The sequence below is a fragment of the Nocardia wallacei genome (assembly GCF_014466955.1).
GTDB lineage: Bacteria > Actinomycetota > Actinomycetes > Mycobacteriales > Mycobacteriaceae > Nocardia > Nocardia wallacei.
The window spans coordinates 5,191,294-5,215,333 of the sequence record NZ_AP023396.1; the positions used below are offsets into that span (position 1 = coordinate 5,191,294).

Consider the following 24,040-nt stretch of genomic DNA (forward strand, 5'->3'; position numbering starts at 1 on the left):
GCCGCGCCGGGCAGGGCCACGTCCCGATTCGGAAACCGCGGTCGGCCGAGAGTCTCCGGTACGCGCGGCCGCACGGTGGGACTTCGGCACCGGCCGCCCGGATCGCTCGGTCACCGGGGATCACCGGCACGCCGGGACAACAGCCACACCAGCAGCGCCTTCTGGGCGTGCAGGCGGTTCTCCGCCTCGTCCCAGACCACGCTGTGCCGGCCGTCCAGCACCTCGTCGGTGATCTCCTCGCCGCGGTGTGCCGGAAGACAGTGCAGCACAACGGCATCCGGGGCGGCGTGGGACAGCAGCGCACCGTCGAGCCGGAACGGGCGGAACGGGCCCACCCGGTCCAGGCCGTCGTTCTCCTGACCCATCGACGTCCACGTGTCGGTGACGAGCGCGTCGGCGCCGGTCGCCGCCGCCACCGGGTCGTCGGTGACGGTGATCGTCGCGCCGGTCTCGGCGGCCCGCTTGCGGGCGGCCTCGACCACCTGCTCGGCGGGCTCGAAACCCGCGGGCGCGGCGATCGTCACGTGCAGCCCCGCCGTCACGCCGCCCAGCAGCAGCGAGTGCGACATGTTGTTGGCGCCGTCACCGAGGTAGGTGAGCCGCCGCCCGGCCAGCGTCCCCTTGCGCTCGGTGAGGGTCTGCAGATCCGCCAGTACCTGGCACGGATGGAATTCGTCGGACAGCGCGTTGATCACCGGAACCGTTGCCGCCGAGGCCATCTCGTCCAGGCGCTCTTGTGCGAAGGTCCGCCATACCACCGCGTCGACGTAGCGCGAGAGCACCCGGCCGGTGTCCGCGAGGGTCTCCTCGCGGCCCAGCTGGGTGTCGCGGCCGTCCACCACCACGGCGTGGCCGCCGAGCTGGGCGATGCCGACCTCGAAGGAGAACCGGGTGCGGGTGGAGTTCTTCTCGAAGATCACCCCGACCCCGCGCGGACCCTCCAGCGGCCGGTGCGCGTACGGCGACTTCTTCAATTCCGCTGCCAGAGCGAGGATTTCGGCCTGCTCGGCGGGCGTGACGTCGTCGTCGCGGAGGAAATGGCGGATACTCACAGGTCTGCCTCCCGTAGCGCGGCGTCGAGGATCACGGGCAGGGCGGACAGGAAGTTCTCGGCCTGTCCCTCGGTCAGCACCAGCGGCGGCGCCAGCCGGATGACGTCGGGCTTGGCGGGGTTCACCAGATAGCCCGACGCCCGCGCGAAGGCCTCCACCTGCGCCGAAACGTCATGCGTCAGCTGGATCCCGATGAGCAGCCCGGCGCCGCGCACGTGATCGATCAGCGGGTGGCGGAGTTCGTCGATGCCGTCGATGAGCGTCTTGCCGACCGCTTCCACGTGGGCGAGCAGGCCGGTCTCGTCGATGGTGCGCAACACCGCCAGCGCGGCGGCCGCGCACACCGGGTTGCCGCCGAAGGTGGTGCCGTGCAGTCCCGGCGTGAACAGCTCGGCCGCGGGGCCCTGCGCCAGCACCGCGCCGATCGGCATCCCGCCGCCCAGGCCCTTGGCCAGCGTGACCACGTCGGGCACCACGCCCGCCGCCTGATGCGCGAAAAACGTTCCGGTGCGCCCGATCCCGGTCTGCACCTCGTCGAGCACCAGCAGCGCCCCGAAGTGCGAGGTGATGACGCGGGCCTCGGCCAGGTAGTCCAGCGGCGGCACCACGACACCGCTCTCGCCCAGGATCGGTTCCAGGAACACCGCGGCGGTGTCCTCGTCGACCGCCGCGGCCAGCGCGTCGGCATTGCCGTACGGGACGTGCACGACGCCCGCGGGCAACGGCTCGAACGGCGTGCGCTTCGACGGCTGCCCGGTCAGCGCCAGCGCGCCCATGGTGCGGCCGTGGAAGGCGTCGTCGCAGGCGATGATCTTGCGCCGCCCGGTCAGCCGGGCGATCTTGAACGCCGCCTCGACCGCCTCGGTGCCGGAGTTGCAGAAGAAGGCGCGGCCGGTGCCGTCGCCGAAATGCGCCAGCAGCCGCTCGGCCAGTTCGATCACCGGCTCGGTGGCATACAGATTCGATACGTGCCCGAGCGTGCCGAGCTGCTGGGTGACCGCCTCCAGGATCGCCGGATGCGCGTGCCCGAGGCTGTTCACCGCGATGCCGCCGAGCAGGTCGACATAGCGGTTGCCGTCGGCGTCGTAGACCACCGCGCCGGCGCCGCGCACCAGCGCGAGCTTCGGGGTGCCGTAGTTGTTCATCAGCGCGGACGACCAGCGCTGCTGCAATTCCTGTGTGCTCATGGCGTTGTCGTTCCTGTGTCGGGCGGGGTCACCATCGTTCCGATGCCTTCCCCGGTGAACAGTTCGAGCAGGACCGCATGTGGTACCCGCCCATCGATCACGTGCGCGGTCGGCACGCCTCCCTGCACAGCGCGCAGGCACGCCTCCATCTTCGGCACCATCCCGGCGTCCAGGCTCGGGAGCAGGGCCGCCAGTTCGGTGCTGTCGATGTGCGTGGTCAGCGAGGACCGGTCGGGCCAATTCGTGTACAGCCCTTCCACATCGGTGAGTACCACCAGCTTCTCCGCTCCGATTCCCTCGGCCAGCGCTGCCGCCGCGGTGTCGGCGTTGATGTTGTGTACCACGCCGTCGGCGTCGGGGGCGATGGTCGACACCACCGGAATGCGCCCGGCGCTGATGAGATCGAGCACCGCGTCGGGATTCACCGAGGTGACATCGCCCACCAGACCGATATCGGTGGCCACCCCGTCGACCGTGACGGTGCGCCGCGTCGCGGTGAACAGCCGCGCGTCCTCCCCGGAGATCCCGACCGCGTACGGGCCGTGCGCGTTGATCAGCCCGACCAGCTCGCGGCCGACCTGACCGAACAGCACCATCCGCACCACGTCCAGCACCTCGGGGGTGGTGACACGGAAGCCGCCGCGAAAGGTGCCCTCGAGACCCAGCTTTCGCAGCATCGCACTGATCTGCGGGCCGCCGCCGTGCACCACCACCGGATGCACGCCGACGGTGCGCAGGAACGCCATGTCCGCCGCGAAGGCCTGTTTGAGATCGTCGTCCACCATGGCGTTGCCGCCGTACTTCACCACGACGATCTTGTCGCGGAACTTCTGCAGCCACGGCAGCGCGCCCGCGAGCACGTGCGCCTTGTCCAGGGCCGAAAGCCCTTGCGTCAGGGGCGTACTCATGAGCTGTACGCCGAATTCTCTTCCACGTACCCGTGCGACAGGTCGGTGGTGCGGATGGTGGCCTCGCCCGCGCCCTGCCCCAGCTCGATCACCACGTGGATGTCGGCGCCGGACAGATCGACCTCGCGGGCGCCGGGCGCGCCCGTGCCGTCGACGCAGACCGGATTCCCGTTGAACGACACCGAGATCCGCTGCGGGTCCAGGGTGATCGGCGCCATGCCGATCGCCGCCAGCACCCGGCCCCAGTTCGGGTCCGAGCCGAACAGCGCCGTCTTGACCAGCGAGTCCCGCGCCACGGTGCGGGCGCCGGCCAGCGCCTCGTCCTCGTCCACGGCGCCGGTCACGGTCACCAGGACCCGCTTGGTGACACCCTCGGCGTCGGCCATCAGCTGCGCGGCCAGATCGTCGCACACCGCCAGCACCGCGGCGTCGAGTTCGGCCTGGCTCGGGGTCACCTCGGCGGCGCCGTTGGCCAGCAGCAGCACGGTGTCGTTGGTCGAGCAGGAGCCGTCCACGTCGAGCCGGTCGAAGGTGCGCTTCGTCGCGTTGCGCAGGGCGCGGTCCAGTTGCTCCGGCGTGGCGACGGCGTCGGTGGTGAGCACCACGAGCATGGTGGCCAGCGAGGGGGCGAGCATGCCCGCGCCCTTGGCCATGCCGCCGACGTTCCACTTGTCACGGTGGTGGAAGGCGGCCTGCTTGGGCACGGTGTCGGTGGTCATGATGGCGTGCGCCGCGTCCGTGCCGCCGTTGAGGCCGCCGCCCATCTCCCGCACGATCTCGGTGATCGCGGGCACGAGCTTGTCCATCGGCAGCCGGTCGCCGATCAAGCCGGTGGAGCAGACCGCGATCTCACCGGCGCCGGTCTCGGTTCCCCAGTTGCTCAACGCCTTCGCCAGTTCCTCGGCGGTGGTGTGGGTGTCCTGGAAGCCGCCCGGTCCGGTGCAGGCGTTGGCCCCGCCGGAGTTCAGGATCACCGCGCGCAGGTGCCCGCCCGTCAGCACCTGCTGCGACCACAGCACCGGCGCCGCCTTGACCTTGTTGCTGGTGAAGACGCCCGCCGCGGCGTACTCCGGGCCCTCGTTGAAAACCAGCGCGAGATCGAGGTTTCCGCTGGCCTTGATGCCCGCCGCGATACCGGCGGCGCGGAAGCCGAGCGGGGCGGTCACACCCTGCGTGCGGACCAGCTTGCCGCCGGCGATGTCGGTCGATGTCACGGTGCCACTCCTACGGTGGAAAGTCCGGTGGTCTCGTCGAGACCCAGTGCCAGGTTCATCGATTGCACCGCGCCGCCCGCGGTGCCCTTGGTCAGATTGTCGATCGCGCCGACCACCACCAGCAGTCCGGCGTCGGCATCGACGGCCACCTGCAGCGTGACCGCGTTCGAGCCGATGACCGAACCGGTCTGCGGCAGTGCGCCTTCGGGCAGCAGATGCACGAAAGGCTCATCGGCATAGGCCTTCTCGTAGACCTCGCGGGCCCGCTCGGCGCCGACACGGGTGACGGCGGTGCAGGTGGCGAGAATGCCGCGCGGCATCGGTGCCAGCACGGGGGTGAACGACACCCGCACCGGACCGCCGCCGACCGCGCTCAGATTCTGCGCGATCTCCGGGGTGTGCCGATGCGCGCCGGCGATGTTGTAGGCGCGTGCCGAACCCATCACCTCCGAGCCGAGCAGGCCCACATCGAGTTTGCGTCCGGCCCCCGAGGTGCCGGTGACGGCGACGACGTGCACGGTCGGCTCGACGATGCCCGCCGCCACCGCGGGCGCCATGGCCAGGCTCGACACGGTCGGATAGCAGCCGGGCACCGCGATCCGCGTGGCGCCGCGCAGCCGCTCCCGCGCGCCGGGCAGCTCCGGCAGCCCGTAGGGCCAGCTCCCGGCGTGCGGAGAGCCGTAGTACCGCTCCCACGCCCGCGGGTCGGTGAGCCGGAAGTCGGCGCCGCAGTCGATGATCACGGTCGATTCCGGGAGCGCCTGCGCGATGGCCGCCGACTGCCCGTGCGGCAGCCCCAGAAAGACCACGTCGTGCCCGGCGAGGACGTCCGGGGTGGTCTCGGCCAGGAGGCGACCGGCCAGCGGCAGCAGATGCGGCTGCAACTCCCCGAGCGTGGCGCCGGCATTGGATCCCGCGGTCAGCGCCCCGATCTCGAGGCGCCCGGATCGGTAGGCCGGATGCTCCAGCAGCAGGCGCAGCACTTCGCCGCCCGCGTATCCACTCGCACCAGCCACCGCGACCCGCAGCACGGGCCCCTCCGAGGTATCCGCCATGTGATGATTATGCACGATCATGCAAGCTCATTCACGGCCAGGGGTCGCAGACTTCGATTGCCCGGAGGATGCCGAAACGTAACAGCGAAAGCGGTAACGACGATCTCCACGTTTCGATTCATCTGCTGACAGGGAATCTCGAAGTGAAACCCGAGTCGCCACCGGGACGCCCACCAGATTTGCCAACGGGCGTCCAGCTCGCCGCACCGCCAGGAGAGTCCGTTGCTGTTCCTACGCTTGGCCGTTCTCATCGTCGCCGCGGTCGCCATCGGAATTCTGCTCACCTATCGCGTCGGGAATCACCGCGTGCCCGCCCCGCGCCCCACACCGCACCGGCCGCGCACCGCTACCGGACGCGCGAGTGCGCCGTCCCTCCCGCCGCGCGCCGGACGCCGCGGATCGGTACAGCGGCCGGGCGCGCATTTCCGCAGTTGCAAGGACACCGACGCCAGTCGCGACGAGACCGACGCCAGTCGCAATGCCACCGACGCCAGTCGCAAGGACGCCTCAGGCAGTCCCCAGGACACCACAGCCGATCGCAAGGACACCGCAGCCGATCGCGAGGAGACCGGCGCGGCGCTCGGTTGACGGTCGCGAACACCGTCGCTCAGAAGAAGGTGTGCAGCAGATCCACGACGCGCGGCCGGGCGGCTTCGGCGTCGTCGATCACCGGGATCAGCCGCCATTTGTCGAACGCCGTGCACGGATGCGAAAGGCCCAGCCGCACCACGCTGCCCACCGGCACCTCACCTCCGGCGGGCAGCCGCAGGAAGGCATGCTGGTCGTTGAGGGCCGACACAGCGGCGCCGGGCGGCACCTTCGTGCCGCTCGATACTCGTTGCGGTACCGGCAGTCCCGAATCGAACGGCAGGTCTCGCCGTCCGGCGTCCAGCAACGCCAGCCCGTGCTCCGGCCGCGACACCACGCGCGCCCAGCCGTGCATCGCCGCCCGGAGCGGGCGACCGGTGTGTGGCGCGGTCAGCGGTGAGATGCCGGAGTAGAAGCCGTCGTCGTGGATCAGATACGCCCCGGAACGCAGGACCACGGTGACCGGAATGCCTTGTGCGCCCTGCTCATCGGCGAGCCCGGCCAGCCGCTCCACGACGAGATCCGGATAGGCGCTGCCACCCGCGGTGACGATCGCCGGTCGCTCGTAACGACTTGCGAGCGCGCCGTGCAGTCTTACCAGTTCGTCGAGATAGCGGCGCACGGCGCCGACGGCGTCGCTCGTCCGGTCGTGCGCGAGCGCCCCCTCGTAGCCTCCGACACCCGCCAGTTCCAGGCGCTCCGAACGCGATACGGCGTCCGCGACGGCCAGCGCCTCGTCCAGGCCCCGCGCCCCCGTGCGGCCGTGCGGACCGCCCAGCTCCACCAGGATGGGGAGCCGCGCACCGGCGGGTAGGCACTGCTCCAGCTGTTCGACGGCGGGCACGCTGTCCACCCAGCTCACGAACTCGAAGCCGGGGTCGCGACGCAATTCCCCTGCCACCCAGCGTAATCCGACCGGATCGACCAGCGCGTTGGCGAGCAGGATGCGGGCCACGCCGAACGAGCGCGCGACCTGCGCCTGCCAGGCGGTCGCCAGCGTGATCCCCCACGCCCCGGCCGCCAGCTGCTCGGCCCACAACTGTGGCGACATGGTGGTCTTGCCGTGCGGCGCCAGCCGCACGCCCGCGGCGGCCGCCCAGTCGGCCATCACCGCCAGGTTCGAATCCAGCGCCGCCCGCTCCACGGTCAGCACGGGGGTGGCGAAATCCTCCAGATACGGTGCGGTGGCAAGGAATTCGCGCGCCGTACGGCCCCACGCGACCGACGGCAGCGACTTGTACTCCGGGCCGAGCACCCGATCCCCCAGCGCCTCGACCGCCACCGCATCCATCCCACGCACCCGGCCCGCCGCCTTCCCACCAGACGCCGTCCGGGCAGCCGCCGTCCCGGCCACCACCTCCCCGACAGCCGCCGACCCGGCCACCGCCTCCCCGGCAGACGCCGACCCGGCCACCACGCCAGACGCCGACCCGGGCACCACCTTCCCGCCAGACGCCGACCCGGGCACCACCTTCCCGCCAGACGCCGACCCGGGCACTACCTCCCCGCCAGACCCCGACCCGGCCACCACCTCCCCGGCAGACGCCGTCCCGGCCGCCGTCCGGGCAGCTGCTTTCGCGGCCGCCTTCCCGACGGTTCCCCGCGTCCGACCCACCATGTTCTCGGGGCCATTGGCGTCGGCACCGTCCGCAGAACGACCGGCCGGACCTCTCGTGCTCCGATCTCCCGCGCCGCCGTCGGCGCTTCCGCTGTTGCCGATGACCACAACGCTCCTCTCGCGGGGGGAATCGTGCACCCGATGCGGTGCACATTCTGCTATGCGCGTGGACCGGGGCGAGGGTCAGCGGTCGGCGAGGATGCCCAGTACCTGGTCCGAGGTGTAGAACGGCTCCAGCCGCTCGCGAATCAGCTTGGCCAGCACGCCGTTTCGCTTGGCCGCCTCGATCACCGCGGGGCCGTAGGCGAGGATCTCCTCGGCGATGTCGTCCGGCGTCACGCCCAGCTCCGGGAGCAGGCCCGCCAGGGTGTGGTCGCCGTACTTGGCGAAGAACACCTCGACCGACTCGTCCAGCAGCAGCCCGACGTACTCCTTGTTGCGGGTGGTGACCACGATCCGGTGCACCATCAGCACGAGCTGCCGCAGGTCGCCCTTGCTCAGGTAGTCGCGCAGGCCGCTGACCGGCTCACCGGCGTGCACGTCCCAGAACTCCATGGCGGCGCCGTGCACCGGCGCGTCGCGGAGGGTCTCGCGGACCGCGTTGGTCACCCGCTTCAGCGCGTAGAGCGTGCCCTTCTCGGCCAGGGCGCCGACCCGGCTGCCCTCGGCGGCCTTGCGCGCCGACTTCACCGCCGACTGCCCGATCGACATCAGCGAGTTCACGCCGGGCACCTTGCCGACGATCTTCTTGTTCGCCTCGAGAATGTCGTCGATGAGCATGTCGGTGAATTTCGCGGCCACCGGGCCCGCCGTCGGCGCCTCGCTGAGCCGGTCGAGCAGCCGCTCCTGGGCGCCGTGCATGCCGAGGATCTTCGCCACCAGCGCCTCCACCGGCTCGCGCTCGACCACATCGCCCAGCGTGTAGTCGTGATTGGCGGCGATGTGCTCGTAGAGGGCGTCCGACAGCACGCCGACCAGATCTCGCACCAGCGGGCTGTCGCTGCGGTCGACCACCTTGCGCACGGTGCGCTTGGCCTGGTCGACGGTCACCACGTCGCGGAAGACGATGGTGTCGGCGACATCGATCACCGCCGTCACGTCACGGGCGACGACCTCGGCGAATCGCTCGCCCGACACCTCCCCGATCAGGTACTCCACCTGTGCGTCGAGCAGCCGTTCGGCGATCTCCCGCGGTTCGGTCATCGCATCCACCCTCTATCCGTTCCCGGTTCGCCCGATCATCCGGAATCGTTGCGGCGCACCGACTTCCGGATCCGGTCCAGGCGTTCCCGCGCGGCCTTGTCCCGCGCCTCCCATTGTTCTTCGACGCTGCGGCCCGCCGGCGTCTGCGACGTGAGGTCGCTCATCCCCTGCGCGGTGCCGAAGCGCTGCTCGACCTTATCCCGAACTGACTCGAAAGTAGGGACGCCGGATCCGGAGTAACCACCGACCTCGGAACTACCCGTGGGCGGTAGGGGTACCTCCGCACTCGGCATAACCTGCCCGGACGTCTCAGACACCGAAGGCACGTCCGGCAACGTGGTGTCGGACGTCACATCGAACTCCGCGTCCACATGACCACCGCGCGCAACCAATTCCGCGGCCATCAGGCGCAGCGGCTCGAGCCCGGGCCGCCCGGCGCTCGCCGCCAGCACCACCGCAAGCAGTTCCGCATCCGGCAAGGCCGCCAACAGCGCCGCCATCTCGCTGGTCTCCGACATGAATCCAAGGGTACGTGCGCCGACGTTCGCCGACTCAGGAGTTTGCGGCGGGCCGGTCGAACGTCTCGATGGACTCCGCTTCCCTCGGCGGCAGTGCCTTCCGAAACGACGAACTGGAGGTAGCGCGGGACATGAGGGCATACCCGACGGCATTCGCGTGGATAGACCCGGTGATCGGCGATTGGTCCGATCTGGAGATCGTCCGAGTTCGCAGGCTCGCAAGGCAACTCGGTTTCCGACTGTACTGGCCCGCCCCCTCCGCCTTACCGCTTGTCGACCAGGTGCGCTACGCCGACGTCGACGCCGTCATCGTGCCGTCGCCAACCCACCTCGACGTCGTCCAACTGCACGCGCTCATGTGCATCACCGATGTCGAAACGGCTTGCCCCGAATAAGTTTCGCACGCTGGTCACACTCCACCTTTGAGATGAGGCAAGCATGAGTAGATTCGACTGGACTCATGACGCTCCCGCGGCGCCGATCACAGACCAGCACGCCCACACGATCATGCAGATGCATCGCGCCTGCTCGGTGGACGACTGCCCGCGCAAGCGCTTCGCCTGGGCCACGCTGATCGAGGCGCAGAAGATCAAGCCCGACAGCTCCCGTACCTATTGAGCCCAGAACCGGGGCACATCGTGGTGACAGCCGATACGAGTCCGGGCTACGCTGCTACAGGTGGTGCGGTGTGTCCGCGCGCACGGATCGAGGGAGGTCGATGAATATGGCCGTCAGCGGCTGCATTTCGCGTACCCTGGTCCGGCCTGCCCGTCACTGACGCTCGCGGGCCGGATCGTTACCCACGATCTGGAGAGACAAATGTCCGGCAATACTTCCTTCGCCGCCGACCTCATCGGCGAACACGTCCTGCTGCGGCCCTGGAGCGAGGCCGATCTCGCCGCCGTTCGCGACAAGGCCCGATGTGCGCACTGGGCTGCCGACTTTCCCGCTGACGGTGATCGCGTGATCGCCGGGCTCATCGCCGAGAATCCGGAGTGGAGGGGAGAATTCGGGCATCGGCTGATTCTGGAGCGCGACAGCGGGCTGGTGGTCGGGTCGATCGGGCCGTTCTGGCCGCCGCGGCATGGGGCGGTCGAAATCGGTTACGGCACAGTGCCTTCGCGGCGCGGGCGCGGGTTGGCGGCGGAGGCCACCCGTCTGCTCACCGGGCTCGCGTTCACCGAACCACGGGTCCTCACGGTGTTCGCCACCGTCGAGACGACCAACCCCGCCTCGATCCGGGTATTGGAGAAGGCCGGGTTCGAGCGGAGTTCGGCGGCAGCGGACGGCACCGAGCGGTGGGTTTGCCGCCGGGACCCGGCTAATCCCTTGCTGCAGTAGGGTTCTCCGTCAGCACGCCGCGGGCCCAGGTCGCGATGTCGGCGCTCCAGCCGGGGATCATGATCAGATCGTTGTGACCGGCGCCCGGATAGATCTTCAGCGACTTGGGTTCGGCGGCAGCCGCGTAGAGCGCCCGCCCCATCTGCACCGGCAGCAGTTCGTCGTTGTCGCCGTGCATGATCAACGTGGGGGTGCGCAGCGAGCGGATCCGGCGCAGGCTCGGAAAAGCGTTCGGCACGAACGGCTTCGCCAGGAACGGGTACACCGCCGTGGCCGCGTCGCGCAGGCCGGTGAAGGTCGACATCAGGATCAGGCCCGCGGGCGGGAACTCGGTCGCGAGCTCGATCATCACCGCGCCGCCGAGCGACTTGCCGAGGTAGAACACCTTGTTCGGGTCCACGCCCGGACGGTCCAGCAGGGCCGTCCGGGCCGCCCGCGCGTCCAGGTAGACGCCGTGCTCGCTGGGCCGTCCGGCGCTGCGGCCGTAACCGCGGTAGTCGAATACCAGGACGTCGAACCCGGCCGCCGCGAGCAGCGCCAGCACCGGCGACCGGTCGCCGATATTGCCCGCGTTGCCGTGCGCGAACAGGATGTGCCCCACGGATTGCTTCGCCCGCACGAACCACCCGTTCACCCGCACGCCGTCGGCGGCGGTGAAGTACAGATCGTCGTACTCGAGCCCCAGCCGCCGCGGTGTCACCGTGACCTGCCGTTCGGGCAGGAACGTCAGCGCGTTCAGCAGGGCGGTGGCCGGGTGTCGCATAGTTCCCTTCTTACCTCATCGTCCCGCCAGACCGGCGGTGGCGATTCCCCGCACGAAAGCCTTGTCGGCGAAGACGTAGACGATCAGCATCGGCGCGAGCATCAGCAGCGAGGCCGCCATGAACACCGGCCAGTGCGCGGTGTACTGGCCCTGCATCCACACCAGACCGAGATTGAGCGTGGCGATACTGGTGCGCTGCAACATGATCAGCGGCCACAGGAAGTCGTTCCACACCGTGACCCAGGTGAGCACCGCCAGCACCAGGACCGCGGGTTTGGTGTGCGGCAGCAGCACTCGCCAGAAGGTCTGCCAGACGGAGCAGCCGTCCAGGATCGCCGCCTCCTCCAATTCGGCTGGGAGCGTGCTGAAGAACTGCCGCATCAGGTAGGTGCCGAAGGCACTGCCGAACAGTCCGGGCACGATCATCGACAGCGGGCTGTCCACCCAGCCGAAGGTGCGCATCAGGATGAACTGCGGGATCACGGTGACGGTCAACGGCACCATGAGGGTGCCCAGGTAGGCCAGGAACACCACGTCCCGGCCCCGGAACGGCAGGCGCGCGAACGCGTAACCGGCCAGCGAGCAGAACAGGACCTGCCCGGCGGTGACACAGCCGGCGTAGAGCACGGTATTGAGGAACATCCGCCCGAACGGCACGAATTCGAAGACCGAGCGGTAGTTCGACCACTGCGGATCGGCGGGCACCAGCGCCGACCCCGACACCTCGCCCTGCTTCTTCAACGACCCCGACAGCGCCCACAGCACCGGAACCAGCGCGCACCAGGCCATCACCGTCAGGACGAGATAGATCAGCAGTCCGCGCGCCGTGCGGCGGACGATCACCCGGCGCGACCGGGCCGCCGTGCCCATCAGTCCGCCTCCGTGTCGTTGCGCCCGAGCCGCAGCTGCAGGTAGGTGAGCGCCAGCAGGAGCAGGAACACCACCCACGCCAGCGCGCACGCGTAGCCGAGGTCGTTGAACGCGAAAGCGTTCTGGAACAACATGATTCCGAACAGATAGGTGCCCGTCTCGGGCCCGCCGTTGCCGCCCGTGAGCACATAGGCCTGATCGAATGCCTGAAACGAATTGATGATCGAGATGACGAAGACGAACCCGAGCGCCGGACGGATCAGCGGCAGCGTCACCGACCAGAACCGCCGCGGCCCGCCCGCCCCGTCGATGCGCGCCGCCTCGTACAGGTCCTCCGGCACGCCCTGCATCGCCGCGAGCAGCACCGCCGCCGCGAACGGCACACTCTTCCAGATACTCACCAGGCACAGCGACACCAGCGCCCAGCCGGGATCGATCAGCCAGCGCACCGGTCCGAGACCGAACCAGCCCAGCACCGTGTTGAACAGGCCGCCGTCGGTGTTGAACATGAAGCCCCACACGATGGTCATGGCCGCCGTCGAGGCCACCAGCGGCAGGAACAGCACGCTGCGGAACAATCCGATCCCCTTGACCTTCGCGTTCAACGCTGCCGCGACGGCGAGGCTGACGACGATCGTCGGCACCAGCGTCGCGGCGGTGAAGATCACGGTGTTCGCCAGCGCCCGATAGAACAGCCCGTCGCTGAACAGCCGCCGATAATTCCGTGCCCCGATGTACTCCGGCGGATCGAACATATTCCAGTGGTGGAAGCTGAGATACAGCGAGAAGGCCAGCGGAAACAGCAGAAACACCAGTACCGCGAGCAGATTCGGCGCGATGAAGGCCCGTCCGGCCGCGGCCTTGCGGCGCGTGAGCGCGGAGCCGCGGCGGGTACGGCCCGCGTCCAGTTCCGCGCTCACGACACCGCTCCCGCGAGCAGCCGGTCGAGTTCCCCGGCCAGCCCCTCCTTGAACCACGCCGCCGGGGCCCCGCCGCGCAGCACCCGGTCGGTGGCCCGCTGCCAGGCCGCGTCGACCTGCGGCCAGCGCGGGCTCACCGGCAGGTGGTGCGAGTGCGCGGGGCCACCGGTGAGCACCTCGAGATTGCGGATCGAGGTGTGCGCCGCGGCGAACTCCGGCGACTCCAGCGCCGACCGCAGCGCCGGCACGAACAGCCCCGACGCCGCGACGGCCCGCTGCCCTTCCGGCCCGGTGGCGAACTTGACGAACTCCCAGGCCAGTTCCTTCTTCGTGCTGGACGCGGCGATGCCGAGGCCGGTGGTGCCGATATCGGATTTCGCGGCCCGGCCGTGCGGTCCGACCGGCAGCACCGTGACGTCGAAATCCAGATCGGGCGCGGCGGCGAAACCGCTGTACTGCCAGTGCCCCGTCAGCACCATGGCCGCCTTGCCCTGGGTGAACAGGTCCAGCGCCGACATCGATGCGGACACCGACAGCATGTCCGCGGCCAGCGGCGCGACCCGGTGCCGCACGGACAGATCCGCGTAGAACTGGAATCCCTCGATGAACCGGTCGTCGTCGATGTGCGCGCGGGTGGGGTCGATCGGCGGGGTGAACCATTCGGCGCCGTTGTTCATGCCGAAGATCGCCCCCGACCAGCGCGGCACCGGCCAGGCATCCACGAAACCCCACTGCCTGGTGTGTCCGGAGGCGTCGCGTTCGGTCAACGCGGTTGCGGCGTCGAGGAATTCGGCGAAGGTCCAGGGGTCTTCCCACCGCGCCGGAGGTGGCGCGATCCCGGCCTGCTCGAACAGTTTCCGGTTGTAGTACACGAAGATTCCGGCCCACTGTTCCGGCAGCGCGTACTGACCGCCTTCGAATCCGAACGTCTCGTACAGCTGGGGAATGCTGTCGGCGCGCAGTCTCGCCGCGTACTCGGGGTCATCGTCGAGCATGACGGTGAGGTCCTGCAGCACACCGAGTTCGGCGAACCGCGAATACGATTCCCACTGCATCAACACGTCCGGGCACTTGCCGCCGGCGCAGTAGGTGAGGATCTGCTGCTGCGGGTCGATGCCCGACATCTGCACCCGGATGTCGATATCGGGCCGGACCCGCGCGAACGCCTCGATGATCCGCATCCGTACCTTCGCCTCGGCGGGCGCGGCCTGGAAGAAGAAGGTCAGCGCGTCCGGATTGTCGGAGCAACCGCCCAGCACGGGGACCGCCGCCGACGCACCGGCCACCGCCGCACCCCGCAGCAGTGCGCGCCGGCTCAGCATCGTCGCCCTCCGAACAGTCGCCCTTCGAAACCCGTTGAGACGAAACGCCGATCACGGTAGCCGACCGCGCACGCGATGACACCGGGAAACGCCGAAGCGACTCCGCGCCGACCCGCATCGGCGGATCCCGCGCGGCCGAGGACCTATGCGCGGAGGACGGCACCCACCGCGTCGGAGGCGGCGGCCACCGCGGCGTCGCGGGCGGCGCTGGCCTCGTCCTCGGTGAGGGTGCGGTCGACGGCACGGAAACGCAGGGCGTAGGTGAGGGACTTGCGGCCCTCGCCCGCCTGGGCGCCCTCGTACACGTCGAACAGCGCGATGTCCTCGAGCAGCTCGCCCGCGCCGGTGCGCAGCGCCGACTCGACCGCGGCCGCCGGGGTCGTCTTCTCCACCGACACCGACACGTCCTGCAACACGGCCGGGAACGCGGAAACCACTGGCGCGAGCCGGGTTTCGCGCAGCGGCAGCGCGTCGAGGTCCAGTTCCAGGGCACAGGTGCGCGGCGGCAGGCCCGACCGCTCCAGCGCCGCGGGATGCAGCTCGCCCGCGTGGCCGACGACCGCGCCGTCCACCACCAGTTCGGCGCAGCGGCCCGGATGGAACGGCAGGTAGGCCGCGGCCCGGCGCTCCAGCGTCACCCCCGCCGCGGCGGCGACGGCGTCGGCGAGCGCGAAGGCGTCGGCGGCCTCGGCGGCGCGGCCGGGACCCCACGGGCCACGGGGCTCGCGGCGGCCGGTCAGCACCGCCGCCACGTGCACCGGCTGGTCCGGCAGCGACTGCTCCAGGGTCGCGATCTGCTCGTCGGTGGGCCGCCGGTCCACCGGCAGCGGGTCCACGGCACGGGTCTCGCCGGACGGCAGCACCACCTGCGCGATGCTGTAGATCGCGAGGTCGCGCTCGCCGCGGGAGATGTTGCGGGCGGCCACTTCCAGCAGACCCGGCAGCAGCGTGGTCACCAACTCGGCGCGCTCCACGTCGAGCGGGTTGAGTACCCGCAGGGTCCGGCGGCGCGGATCGTCGGCGTCCAGTCCCCACTCGTCGAAGACGTTCTCCTGCAGGAAGACCGGGGCGGGCACCTCGACCGCACCCGCGAAGGCCAGCGCCCGGCTCACCGCCCGGCGGCGGCGCTGGGTGGGGGTGAAACCACGACCGGCGGGCGCGGTCGGCAGCACCGAGGGGATCTGTTCCAGACCCTCCAAACGCAGCACCTCCTCCACCAGGTCGGCGGGCTGGTTCAGGTCGGGCCGCCAGCTCGGCGGGGTGACCACGAGCTGTCCGTGCCCGGACGCGCTGACGTCGATCTCCACCGCACAGCCGACCTGCGCCAGCCGTCGGGCCGAGGTCCCGGTGGGGTAGACCACGCCCGCGGTGCGGTCGGCCAGATCCAGGTCCATCCGGATCGGTTCCGGCGCCGGTGTCGCGACCCGCACGTCGGTGAGTTCGGATTGCACTGTGCCACCGGCGATCTCGGCGAGCAGCGTGGCGGCGCGGTCCAGAGCGGCGACGTTCAGTTCGGGGTCGACGACGCGCTCGAACCGCCGTGACGCCTCCGAGGACAGCTTGTGCCGGCGCGCGGTCCGGGCGATCGCCACCGGGTTCCAGGTCGCCGCCTCCAGCAGGATCTCGGTGGACTCGGCGCCGACCTCGGTGGTCGCGCCGCCCATGATCCCGGCCAGTGAAATCACACCGGAATCGTCGGCGATCACCACGTCCTCGGCGTCGAGGACGCGCTCGGACTCGTCCAGCGTGCGCAGCGTCTCGCCGCGGTGAGCACGGCGAACCACCAAGCCGCCGTTGAGCTTTGCCGCGTCGAACGCGTGCAGCGGCTGGCCCAGCTCCAGCATCACGTAATTGGTCACGTCGACGGCCGGGGAGATCGGCCGCACGCCCGACAGCAGCAGCCGCCGCTGCAACCACCACGGGCTGACCGCCGCCGGATCGATACCGGTCACCCGGCGCGCGGCGAAACGGGTGCACAGCGACTCGGGTTCGAGCCGGACCGGCCAGGCGTCCGCCTCGTCGTCGGGCAGCGTGCGCACGGCCGGGTCGGCGTATTCCAGGTCGAAGCCGCAAGCCAGCTCGCGGGCCAGTCCGCGTACCGAGAAGGCGTAGCCGCGATCGGGCGTGATGGCCAGCTCGACCACCGTATCGTCCAGTCCCAGCACGTCATTGGCGTCGGCGCCGGGCTCGGCGGTGCCGGGCTCGAGCACCAGGATGCCCGAATGATCCTTGCCGATGCCGAGTTCGGCGACCGAGCAGATCATGCCGTTGGACACGTGCCCGTAGGTCTTGCGCGAGCTGATCTCGAAACCGCCGGGCAGAACGCCGCCCGGCAGCACCACCACCACCAGGTCGCCGACCGCGAAGTTGGTTGCGCCGCAGACGATCTCCTGCAGTTCCGGGCGGCCGACGTCGACCTTGCAGAACCGGATCGGCTTCTTGAACTCGGTCAACTCGGTGATCTCGGCGACCCGGCCCACCACCAGGGGATGGTCGGGGCCACCGGTGATGCGCTCCAGGGTGTCGATCTCCTCGACCTCGAGGCCGACGCGGACGAATCCGGCGTCGAGTTCCTCCGGGGTCACCGACCACTCCGGGGTGGTGCGCTGCAAGACTTCGGTCAGCCAGGACTGCGCTACTCGCACGTGACGTTTCGCTTCCTCGTTGGTGAGACTCCCGCCGCGCGCGGGGGCGGCGTCGCTCGAATCGGGACGGTCAGGACTGGATGCCGAAGGGCAGCGTGAATCGCACGTCGCCTTCGACCATGTCGCGCATGTCGGGGATGCCGTTGCGGAACTGCAGGGTCCGCTCCATGCCCATGCCGAACGCGAACCCGCTGTACTCCTCGGGGTCGATGCCGCTGGCGATGAGCACCTTCGGGTTCACCATGCCGCAGCCGCCCCACTCGACCCAGCCGGCCCCGCCCTTCTTGTCCGGGAACCACACGTCGACCTCGGCGGAGGGCTCGGTGAAGGGAAAGTAGCTGGGGCGCATGCGAGTTCGGGTGTCGGGCCCGAACAGCGCCCGCGCGAAGGCGTCCAGGGTGCCGCGCAGGTGGGCCATCGTCAGCCCCTTGTCCACGGCCAGGCCCTCGACCTGGGAGAAGATCGGGGTGTGGGTGGCGTCGAGTTCGTCGGTGCGGAAGGTGCGGCCCGGGCACACGATGTAGATCGGCAGCTCCCGCTCCAGCATGGACCGGACCTGAACCGGCGAGGTGTGCGTCCGCAGCACCTGCCGCGAACCCTCGGGCGCGACGTAGAAGGTGTCCTGCATGGTGCGCGCGGGGTGGTCGGGCAGGAAGTTCAGCGCGTCGAAGTTGAAGTGGTCGGTCTCCACCTCCGGGCCCTCGGCGACCTCCCAGCCCATGCCGACGAACACGTCGGCGATCCGCTCGGACAGGATGGTGATCGGGTGCCGCGCGCCGACCGGCCCGCGCGCGGCGGGCAGCGTCACGTCGATGGCCTCGGCCACCAGCACCGCGGCGTCGCGCTCGGCGAGCAGTGCGGCCCGCCGGGACTCGAACGCCTCCGACACCCGCGAGCGGGCCACGTTGACCCGCTTACCGGCATCGGCCTTCTCCTCCTTGGGCAAGCCGCCGACGGCCCGCTGCGCCAGCGCGATCGGCGATTTGCCGCTCATATGCTCGGTCTTGGCGGCCGCGAGCGCATCCAGGTCGGCCGCCGCGGCAAACGCCTTCTCCGCTGCTGCTGCGGCGGCGGACAGCGATTCCTCGCTCAGTGCCGCGGTCTGCTCGGCTCGTGCGTTCTCGTCGGCCACGATGCTTCGTCTCTCCCCTGGCTGGTACGGGTGTCGGAGGTTTACCTACCCCACATTGTCGCTGGTCGAATCGTACGCACTGCACCCAGCCCGCCTCACGGGCATTTCCGTCCGTACCTACCAGCCCGGACACCACTGCGCACAACGGTTGTGACACACCACGACACCTGTGGCGGCGCACAGGTGTCGTGGGTCGAAACGTCGTCGGGCGCGCGCGTCCAGCCGGACGGCGAGCGCCGGGATCGTCGGCGTCTCGGTCGCGGCGTCAGGCGGACGCCGGGGTTCGCGAGCGGGCTCGGGCAGCCTGCCGAAACGGCGCGAGGGCGTTGGTGGACCACAAGGCGATCGCGATGTAGACGACCTGCTCGGGAACGCGGAACCACAGGGGTGTGGCGGATTCGCCGTTGAGCGGGATGTCCTCGACCGCCGCGTAGATGTTGGCCGGGAGCATCACCACGAACAGGACCGCCAGGGCCAGGCCCGCGAACCGCCGAGTCCGGGCGCTGACCAAGCCCGCCGCGCCCAGGAGCTCGAGTACGCCGGTGAGGTAGACCAGCGCGCCCGGGAAGGGCAGGGCCGGCGGGACCATGGCTGACAGGTCGTCGTGACTGGGCATGACGTCGATGCTGTCGGGAACGAAGTGGGCGGCCCCCGTGCACAGCAGCAGCACGGCGAGCCCGTGGGCGAGGGCCACCCGCCACGTGGCGAAGCGACGAACGCCGAACGCGCCCAGCAGACGGAACAGCAGAGTAGGGACGGCCATCATCAGCAGTGTCTGGAACACGGTCTTTCCTTTATCTCTCGCGGCGACAGCGGGCGGCTATCGCACGGGCTCGATCCGGCGCGGCAGCAGGGCCGAGACCAGCGCACCGAAGGCCACGATCGCCGCGCCCACCCACACTGCGGGCACCAGGCCGTCGACGTAGCTCTGCGGGCTCAGGTACGACCCGCGCGAGGCGAACACCGAGGCCAGCACCGCCACGCCCATCGCCACGCCGACCTCGCGCAGGGTGTTGTTGGTGCCCGATGCCATCGCCTGGTCCTGCGGGGCCGCGCTGGCCATCACCACCGTGGCGCTCGGCGCGAAGGTCAGACCCATGCCGATACCGGCCAGCACGAACGGCCCGACATAGGAGCCGTAACCGACCTCGACGGTCGTGACCGCCGCCATCCACGCCAGCGCCGCCGCCAGCAGCACCTGGCCGGTGGTGAGCAGGGTGCGCGCACCGACCCGGTCGACGATCAGCCCGGCGATGGGCGCGACCACCATGGGCGCCAGCGTCCACGGCAGCGTCCGCACACCGGCCTCCAGCGGCGAATAGCCCTGCACCACTTGGAAGAACTGCGCGAGCAGGAAGATCGAGCCGAAGACCCCGACCGAGAAGGTGAAGGTGGTCGTGTTGCTGACCCGGAACGCCCGCGACCGGAACAGTCGCAGCGGCAGCATCGGGTCGGGTGTGCGCAGCTCCCAGCCGATCAACGCGGCCAGCAGGACACCGCCGCCGATCAGCGCGGTCAGCACGGGACCCGAGGTCCAGCCGTCGTCGGCGCCGTGGATCACGCCCCACACCACGGCCAGCACGCCCCCGGCCGCCAGCACCAGGCCCAGCGGATCGAAACGCCTACTGCCGCCGAAGGATTCGCCGAGCACCCGCGCCACGAACGGCAGCACGGCCAGGCCGATGGGCACGTTGAGCCAGAAGATCCACTGCCAGCTCAGGCCGTCGACCACCGCGCCGCCGACCACCGGGCCGACCGCCACCCCGAGTCCGGTGATGCCACCCCAGATGCCGATGGCCGCGCTGCGCATCCGCTCCGGCACCGCCACCGACAGCAACGTGAGCGACAGCGGCATGACGCCCGCCGCACCGAGGCCCTGCACGGCACGGGCGGTGATCAGCATCCACGGCTCGGTCGCCAGCGCGCACGCGGCGGAGGCGAGGGTGAACACCGCGATCCCGGCCAGGAACACCCGCCGCCGGCCCAGCCGGTCGCCCAGCGCGGAGGCGGTGAGCAGCAGCGACGCGAACGCCAGCGTGTAGGCGTTGACGAACCACTGCAGATCGCCGAGCGAGGCGCCCATCTCGGTGCGGATCACCGGCAGCGCGTTGGTCACGACGAGGTTGTCCAGCGTGACCATGAACGTGGGGATGCCGACCGCGGCGAGCACCGCTGCCAACGGCGGCGTGCGGCGCGGCGGCGCGGCAGTCGCCACCTCGGTCGTCTCGAAGGTGCTGGTCATGATGCGTCCACTCCTTGTTGTTATCCACTGATAACCTTATGAGTGAAGAGTATGCATCGGCTGATAACATGTCAACAGCTACCCTTCCCTCACATCGAAGCGCGGCAATCCCAGCCAGAGGAGGAACGACGGTGCCCCCGAGCCGAACCCGACTGACCGCGAGCGAACGCAGCGCGCAGGTCCTGGACGCGGCCGTCACCGCATTCGCCGAATCCGGTTACGCCGCAACGAAAACCGATGAGATCGCCCGGCTGGCCGGGGTCTCGCAGCCCTACGTCATCCGCCTGTTCGGCAGCAAGCAGCAGCTGTTCGTCGCCACCTCGCATCTGGTCTGCGACCGCATCGAGGAGGTCTTCCGGACGGCGCACGAAGGCGTCGAGCCCGGAGCCGGACCGGAGCAGGCGATGGCAGCGCTCGCCAATGGGTACGAGGCATTCCTGGCCGACCGGTCCTTGTTGCTGGTGTTGCTGCACGGTTTCGCCGCCAGCTCCGATCCGGCCATCGGCAACGAGGTGCGCGACCGTTTCGGGCGCATCTACCGCCTGATCCGCGACCTGACCGGCGCACCGCCCGTCCAGGCTCGCCAATTCATCGCCAACGGCATGTTGCTCACCGTCATGACCGCCATGCAGGTGGTGGGACCCGACGCGGTTCCGGCCGCGTGGGCCGAGGAACTACTGAACTCCTTCGGCGACGACTGACCGCGCGTCGTACGCCACACCACCCCACCGTGACAACGGAGGCGCTCTCCGTTTATAGTTAGATGCAGCAAGCAACTTGTTGCTCTTGACTACTGATCCACCACACAGCTTCGACGCGGTCACGGTGGGCCCCGCGATTACTCGCCCGGCCGTCGTATGCCCGTGTCCGGAAAGAGAATCGATGGCGACAACCACCGCGCACGACGCCGCCCCCGGCGTCGCCGCACCGGACGAGGCCGCGATGACGCACCGGCAGATCATGGAGGCCCTGTCGGGGCTGCTGCTGGGCATGTTCGCCGCCATCGTCTCCTCGACGATCGTCTCCAACGCGCTGCCGAAGATCATCGGCACCCTCGGCGGCGGGCAGACCGCCTACACGTGGGTCGTCACCGCCGCGCTGCTCGCGATGACCGCCACCACCCCGCTGTGGGGCAAGCTGGCCGACCTCTACAGTAAGAAGGCGCTGGTCCAGATCGCGCTGCTGATCTACATCGCGGGGTCGGTGGTCGCCGGGCTGTCGGTGAACGCCGGGATGCTCATCGCCTGCCGCGCGGTGCAGGGCATCGGCGCGGGCGGACTGTCGGCGCTCGCGCAGATCGTGATGGCCGCGATGATCGCGCCGCGCGAACGCGGACGCTACAGCGGATACCTGGGCGCGACCTTCGCCGTCGCGACCGTCGGCGGGCCGCTGCTGGGCGGCGTCATCACCGACACCAGCTGGCTGGGCTGGCGCTGGTGCTTCTACGTCGGCGTGCCGTTCGCGGTGGTCGCGCTGGTGGTGTTGCAGAAGACGCTGCACCTGCCGCTCACCCGGCGCGAGGTGAAGGTCGACTGGCTCGGCGCGTTCCTGGTGACCGCGGCGGTGTGCCTGCTGCTGGTCTGGGTCAGCTTCGCCGGCGACAAGTACGACTGGATGTCCTGGCAGACCCTCGCCATGGTGCTCGGATCACTGGTGCTGGCGGTGGTGTTCGTGCTCGTCGAGTTCCGGGCCGCCGAGCCGATCGTGCCGATGCGCCTGTTCCGCAATCGGACCATCACGCTCGCCTCCGCCGCCTCGCTCATGGTCGGCACCGCGATGTTCGCGGGCACCGTGTTCTTCAGCCAGTACTTCCAGCTGGCGCGCGGCGAATCGCCGACCATGTCCGGCGTCATGACGATTCCGATGATCGGCGGCCTGTTCATCGCCTCGACGGTCTCCGGCCAGATCATCACCCGCACCGGGCGCTGGAAGGCGTGGCTGGTGTGCGGCGGCGCACTGGTCACCGCCGGTCTGGGGTTGCTGGGCACGATCCGCTACGACACCGACTACTGGCTGGTCGCGCTGTACATGGCGTTGATGGGCCTGGGCATCGGCATGACGATGCAGAACCTGGTGCTGTGCACGCAGAATCAGGTGGCGCCGAAGGATCTGGGCGCCGCGAGTTCGCTGGTGGCGTTCTTCCGCTCGCTCGGCGGCGCGATCGGTGTCTCGGCGCTCGGCGCGGTCATGGCCAACCAGGTGCGTGAGCACATCACCGACGGCCTGGCCGAGCTGGGCCCCGCCGCCGCGGGTGCGATGGGCGGCTCGGGTAACGAACTGCCGAATCTGGCCGCGTTGCCGGGCCCGGTGCGCACCGTCGTCGAGGATGCCTACGGGCACGGCATCGCGGATGTCTTCCTCTACGCCGCGCCCGTCGCGTTCATCGCGTTCCTGCTGACCTTGTTCATCAAGGAGGTCGCGCTGCGCACCTCCGGCGCCGCGCCCACCGCCCCGACCACCGTGAGTGAGTTGACCCAGGTCGGCGACGCGGCGACGATGCCGATCGAATCGGTGCGCGACGCCGCGGTGTACGGGCATGTGCGCGCCGGTGACGGCGCTCCCCTCCCGGGCGCCGCGCTCACCCTGATCTCCCCTGCGGGACGCCAGGTCGGCCGCGCGCTCGCGCACCCCGACGGCCGTTTCGGCCTCGACGCCCCCGAGCCAGGCGCGTACGTGCTCATCGCCTCCGCCGACGGCTTCCAGCCACAGGCCGCACCGATCACCGTCAACGGCAGTCCACTGGCCTACGACTTCCAGCTCAGCGGCATGAGCGGCCTGGCGGGCACCTTGCGCGCCGCCGACGACGGCGCCCCCGTCGCCGACGCGGTAGTCATCGTCACCGACAGCCGCGGCGAGGTGATGGCCGCCGGTTCGTCCGGGCCCGACGGCGGCTACGACCTGGCCGACCTGATCCCCGGCCCGGTCACCGTGGCGGTGAACGCCAACGCCTTCCAGCCCGTCGCCGTCTCGGCCCAGGTGCACGGCCAAGGCATCACCCGCCTCGACCTGACCCTCTCCCGAGGCGCCCGCCTCCACGGCACCGTCTACGCCGCCGACCGCCCCCTCCCCGACGCCCGCGTCACCCTGGTCGACACCGCAGGCGCCGTCATCGGCACGGCCACAACGGCTTCGGACGGCACCTACACCTTCGCCAACCTGGGTAACGGGGACTACACCCTCATCGCCTCGGGGTACCCGGAGACGACCTCGACCGTCGCACTGCGGTCCGGGGAATCGGGTGGGCACGACATCGAACTGGGGTACCCGGAGCCGTAACTCCCACGGCGGCAAAGCCTTCCGTGGCCGAGCCGCGAACGTGCCCGGGTGTCGTGCGCCCGGGCACGTTCGTTCGCTTCACCCCTACCCCGCTCTCGTCTTTCGCGATTCACATCATCGGCTTCTCGACAGCAGACCCAGTGGTCGCCAATTACCTACTCTCACAAACAAATTCGTGACCACACC

Annotated in this window: 22 protein-coding genes; 6 read left to right on the forward strand and 16 right to left on the reverse strand. The window is 70.0% G+C overall.

All coding sequences use genetic code 11. The annotated features are described in order from the left end of the window. Window positions 1-110: 110 nt before the first annotated feature. The 5 genes from argF to argC are packed head-to-tail and all read right to left on the reverse strand — an operon-like array spanning window position 111 to window position 5,416. A complete protein-coding gene (gene argF / locus NWFMUON74_RS22775) occupies window positions 111-1,052 on the reverse strand; it encodes an ornithine carbamoyltransferase (protein WP_187683853.1) in 942 nt (313 codons plus the stop codon). After that, the gene (locus NWFMUON74_RS22780; RefSeq protein WP_187683854.1) at window positions 1,049-2,239 is read right to left on the reverse strand and encodes an acetylornithine transaminase; all 1,191 of its coding nucleotides are present in this window, start codon (window positions 2,237-2,239) and stop codon (window positions 1,049-1,051) included. Before NWFMUON74_RS22780 ends, argF begins: the two co-directional genes overlap by 4 nt. Next, entirely contained in the window at window positions 2,236-3,147 is a 912-nt protein-coding gene (gene argB, locus NWFMUON74_RS22785) for an acetylglutamate kinase (protein WP_187683855.1), read from the reverse strand. Before argB ends, NWFMUON74_RS22780 begins: the two co-directional genes overlap by 4 nt. After that, window positions 3,144-4,361 carry a bifunctional glutamate N-acetyltransferase/amino-acid acetyltransferase ArgJ gene (gene argJ / locus NWFMUON74_RS22790; protein WP_187683856.1) on the reverse strand — a complete coding sequence of 406 codons (1,218 nt, stop codon included), beginning with the start codon at window positions 4,359-4,361 and terminating at the stop codon, window positions 3,144-3,146. Before argJ ends, argB begins: the two co-directional genes overlap by 4 nt. Beyond that, window positions 4,358-5,416 (reverse strand): N-acetyl-gamma-glutamyl-phosphate reductase, encoded by a 1,059-nt coding sequence (gene argC / locus NWFMUON74_RS22795; RefSeq protein WP_187683857.1) that lies wholly within the window; start codon window positions 5,414-5,416, stop codon window positions 4,358-4,360. Before argC ends, argJ begins: the two co-directional genes overlap by 4 nt. Before the next feature lie 222 nt (window positions 5,417-5,638). On the opposite strand from argC, the gene NWFMUON74_RS22800 reads away from it, so the two are divergent. Next, complete coding sequence (locus NWFMUON74_RS22800) at window positions 5,639-6,004, forward strand: hypothetical protein (RefSeq protein WP_187683858.1); 366 nt, start codon at window positions 5,639-5,641, stop codon at window positions 6,002-6,004. Window positions 6,005-6,023: 19 nt separating this feature from the next. Here the strand turns inward: NWFMUON74_RS22800 and NWFMUON74_RS22805 are convergent, their stop codons facing one another. The 3 genes from NWFMUON74_RS22805 to NWFMUON74_RS22815 form a co-directional block, all read right to left on the reverse strand. Next, a complete protein-coding gene (locus tag NWFMUON74_RS22805; protein ID WP_187683859.1) occupies window positions 6,024-7,295 on the reverse strand; it encodes an alanine racemase in 1,272 nt (423 codons plus the stop codon). A gap of 510 nt (window positions 7,296-7,805) precedes the next feature. Then, entirely contained in the window at window positions 7,806-8,825 is a 1,020-nt protein-coding gene (locus NWFMUON74_RS22810; protein ID WP_187683860.1) for a hypothetical protein, read from the reverse strand. 35 nt (window positions 8,826-8,860) lie between these two features. After that, window positions 8,861-9,343: a hypothetical protein gene (locus NWFMUON74_RS22815; RefSeq protein ID WP_187683861.1), complete on the reverse strand. Its 483-nt coding sequence runs from the start codon at window positions 9,341-9,343 to the stop codon at window positions 8,861-8,863. A gap of 14 nt (window positions 9,344-9,357) precedes the next feature. On the opposite strand from NWFMUON74_RS22815, the gene NWFMUON74_RS22820 reads away from it, so the two are divergent. From NWFMUON74_RS22820 to NWFMUON74_RS22830, 3 genes are all read left to right on the forward strand, one after another. Then, a complete protein-coding gene (locus NWFMUON74_RS22820; protein WP_232110522.1) occupies window positions 9,358-9,738 on the forward strand; it encodes a hypothetical protein in 381 nt (126 codons plus the stop codon). Between the two features lie 43 nt (window positions 9,739-9,781). Continuing rightward, window positions 9,782-9,961: a hypothetical protein gene (locus tag NWFMUON74_RS22825; protein ID WP_187683862.1), complete on the forward strand. Its 180-nt coding sequence runs from the start codon at window positions 9,782-9,784 to the stop codon at window positions 9,959-9,961. A 201-nt stretch (window positions 9,962-10,162) separates the two neighbouring features. Continuing rightward, on the forward strand, window positions 10,163-10,684 hold the full coding sequence (locus NWFMUON74_RS22830; protein ID WP_187683863.1) for a GNAT family N-acetyltransferase: 522 nt from the start codon (window positions 10,163-10,165) through the stop codon (window positions 10,682-10,684). Here NWFMUON74_RS22830 and NWFMUON74_RS22835 read toward each other — a convergent pair. The 8 genes from NWFMUON74_RS22835 to NWFMUON74_RS22870 form a co-directional block, all read right to left on the reverse strand. Beyond that, complete coding sequence (locus tag NWFMUON74_RS22835; RefSeq protein ID WP_187683864.1) at window positions 10,665-11,447, reverse strand: alpha/beta hydrolase; 783 nt, start codon at window positions 11,445-11,447, stop codon at window positions 10,665-10,667. The genes NWFMUON74_RS22830 and NWFMUON74_RS22835 overlap by 20 nt on opposite strands. 15 nt (window positions 11,448-11,462) lie before the next feature. After that, window positions 11,463-12,317 (reverse strand): carbohydrate ABC transporter permease, encoded by an 855-nt coding sequence (locus NWFMUON74_RS22840; RefSeq protein WP_187683865.1) that lies wholly within the window; start codon window positions 12,315-12,317, stop codon window positions 11,463-11,465. Then, window positions 12,317-13,237, reverse strand: coding sequence for a carbohydrate ABC transporter permease (locus NWFMUON74_RS22845; protein WP_232110523.1), 921 nt, complete (start codon window positions 13,235-13,237; stop codon window positions 12,317-12,319). Before NWFMUON74_RS22845 ends, NWFMUON74_RS22840 begins: the two co-directional genes overlap by 1 nt. Next, window positions 13,234-14,559, reverse strand: a complete 1,326-nt coding sequence (locus NWFMUON74_RS22850) for an ABC transporter substrate-binding protein (RefSeq protein ID WP_187683866.1) — start codon at window positions 14,557-14,559, stop codon at window positions 13,234-13,236. The genes NWFMUON74_RS22845 and NWFMUON74_RS22850 overlap by 4 nt, the downstream gene beginning before the upstream one ends. 143 nt (window positions 14,560-14,702) lie before the next feature. Then, window positions 14,703-17,204, reverse strand: a complete 2,502-nt coding sequence (gene pheT, locus NWFMUON74_RS22855; protein WP_187683867.1) for a phenylalanine--tRNA ligase subunit beta — start codon at window positions 17,202-17,204, stop codon at window positions 14,703-14,705. A 70-nt stretch (window positions 17,205-17,274) separates the two neighbouring features. After that, window positions 17,275-18,336, reverse strand: a complete 1,062-nt coding sequence (gene pheS / locus NWFMUON74_RS22860) for a phenylalanine--tRNA ligase subunit alpha (protein WP_187683868.1) — start codon at window positions 18,334-18,336, stop codon at window positions 17,275-17,277. A gap of 265 nt (window positions 18,337-18,601) precedes the next feature. Then, on the reverse strand, window positions 18,602-19,120 hold the full coding sequence (locus NWFMUON74_RS22865; protein ID WP_197986897.1) for a DoxX family protein: 519 nt from the start codon (window positions 19,118-19,120) through the stop codon (window positions 18,602-18,604). A gap of 36 nt (window positions 19,121-19,156) precedes the next feature. Continuing rightward, window positions 19,157-20,578 carry an MFS transporter gene (locus NWFMUON74_RS22870; protein WP_187683869.1) on the reverse strand — a complete coding sequence of 474 codons (1,422 nt, stop codon included), beginning with the start codon at window positions 20,576-20,578 and terminating at the stop codon, window positions 19,157-19,159. 131 nt (window positions 20,579-20,709) lie between these two features. Here NWFMUON74_RS22870 and NWFMUON74_RS22875 point away from each other — a divergent pair, with 131 nt between their 5' ends. Beyond that, on the forward strand, window positions 20,710-21,279 hold the full coding sequence (locus tag NWFMUON74_RS22875) for a TetR/AcrR family transcriptional regulator (RefSeq protein ID WP_232110524.1): 570 nt from the start codon (window positions 20,710-20,712) through the stop codon (window positions 21,277-21,279). 181 nt (window positions 21,280-21,460) lie between these two features. Next, window positions 21,461-23,854 (forward strand): MFS transporter, encoded by a 2,394-nt coding sequence (locus NWFMUON74_RS22880; RefSeq protein ID WP_197986898.1) that lies wholly within the window; start codon window positions 21,461-21,463, stop codon window positions 23,852-23,854. The last annotated feature ends 186 nt before the right edge of the window (window positions 23,855-24,040 follow it).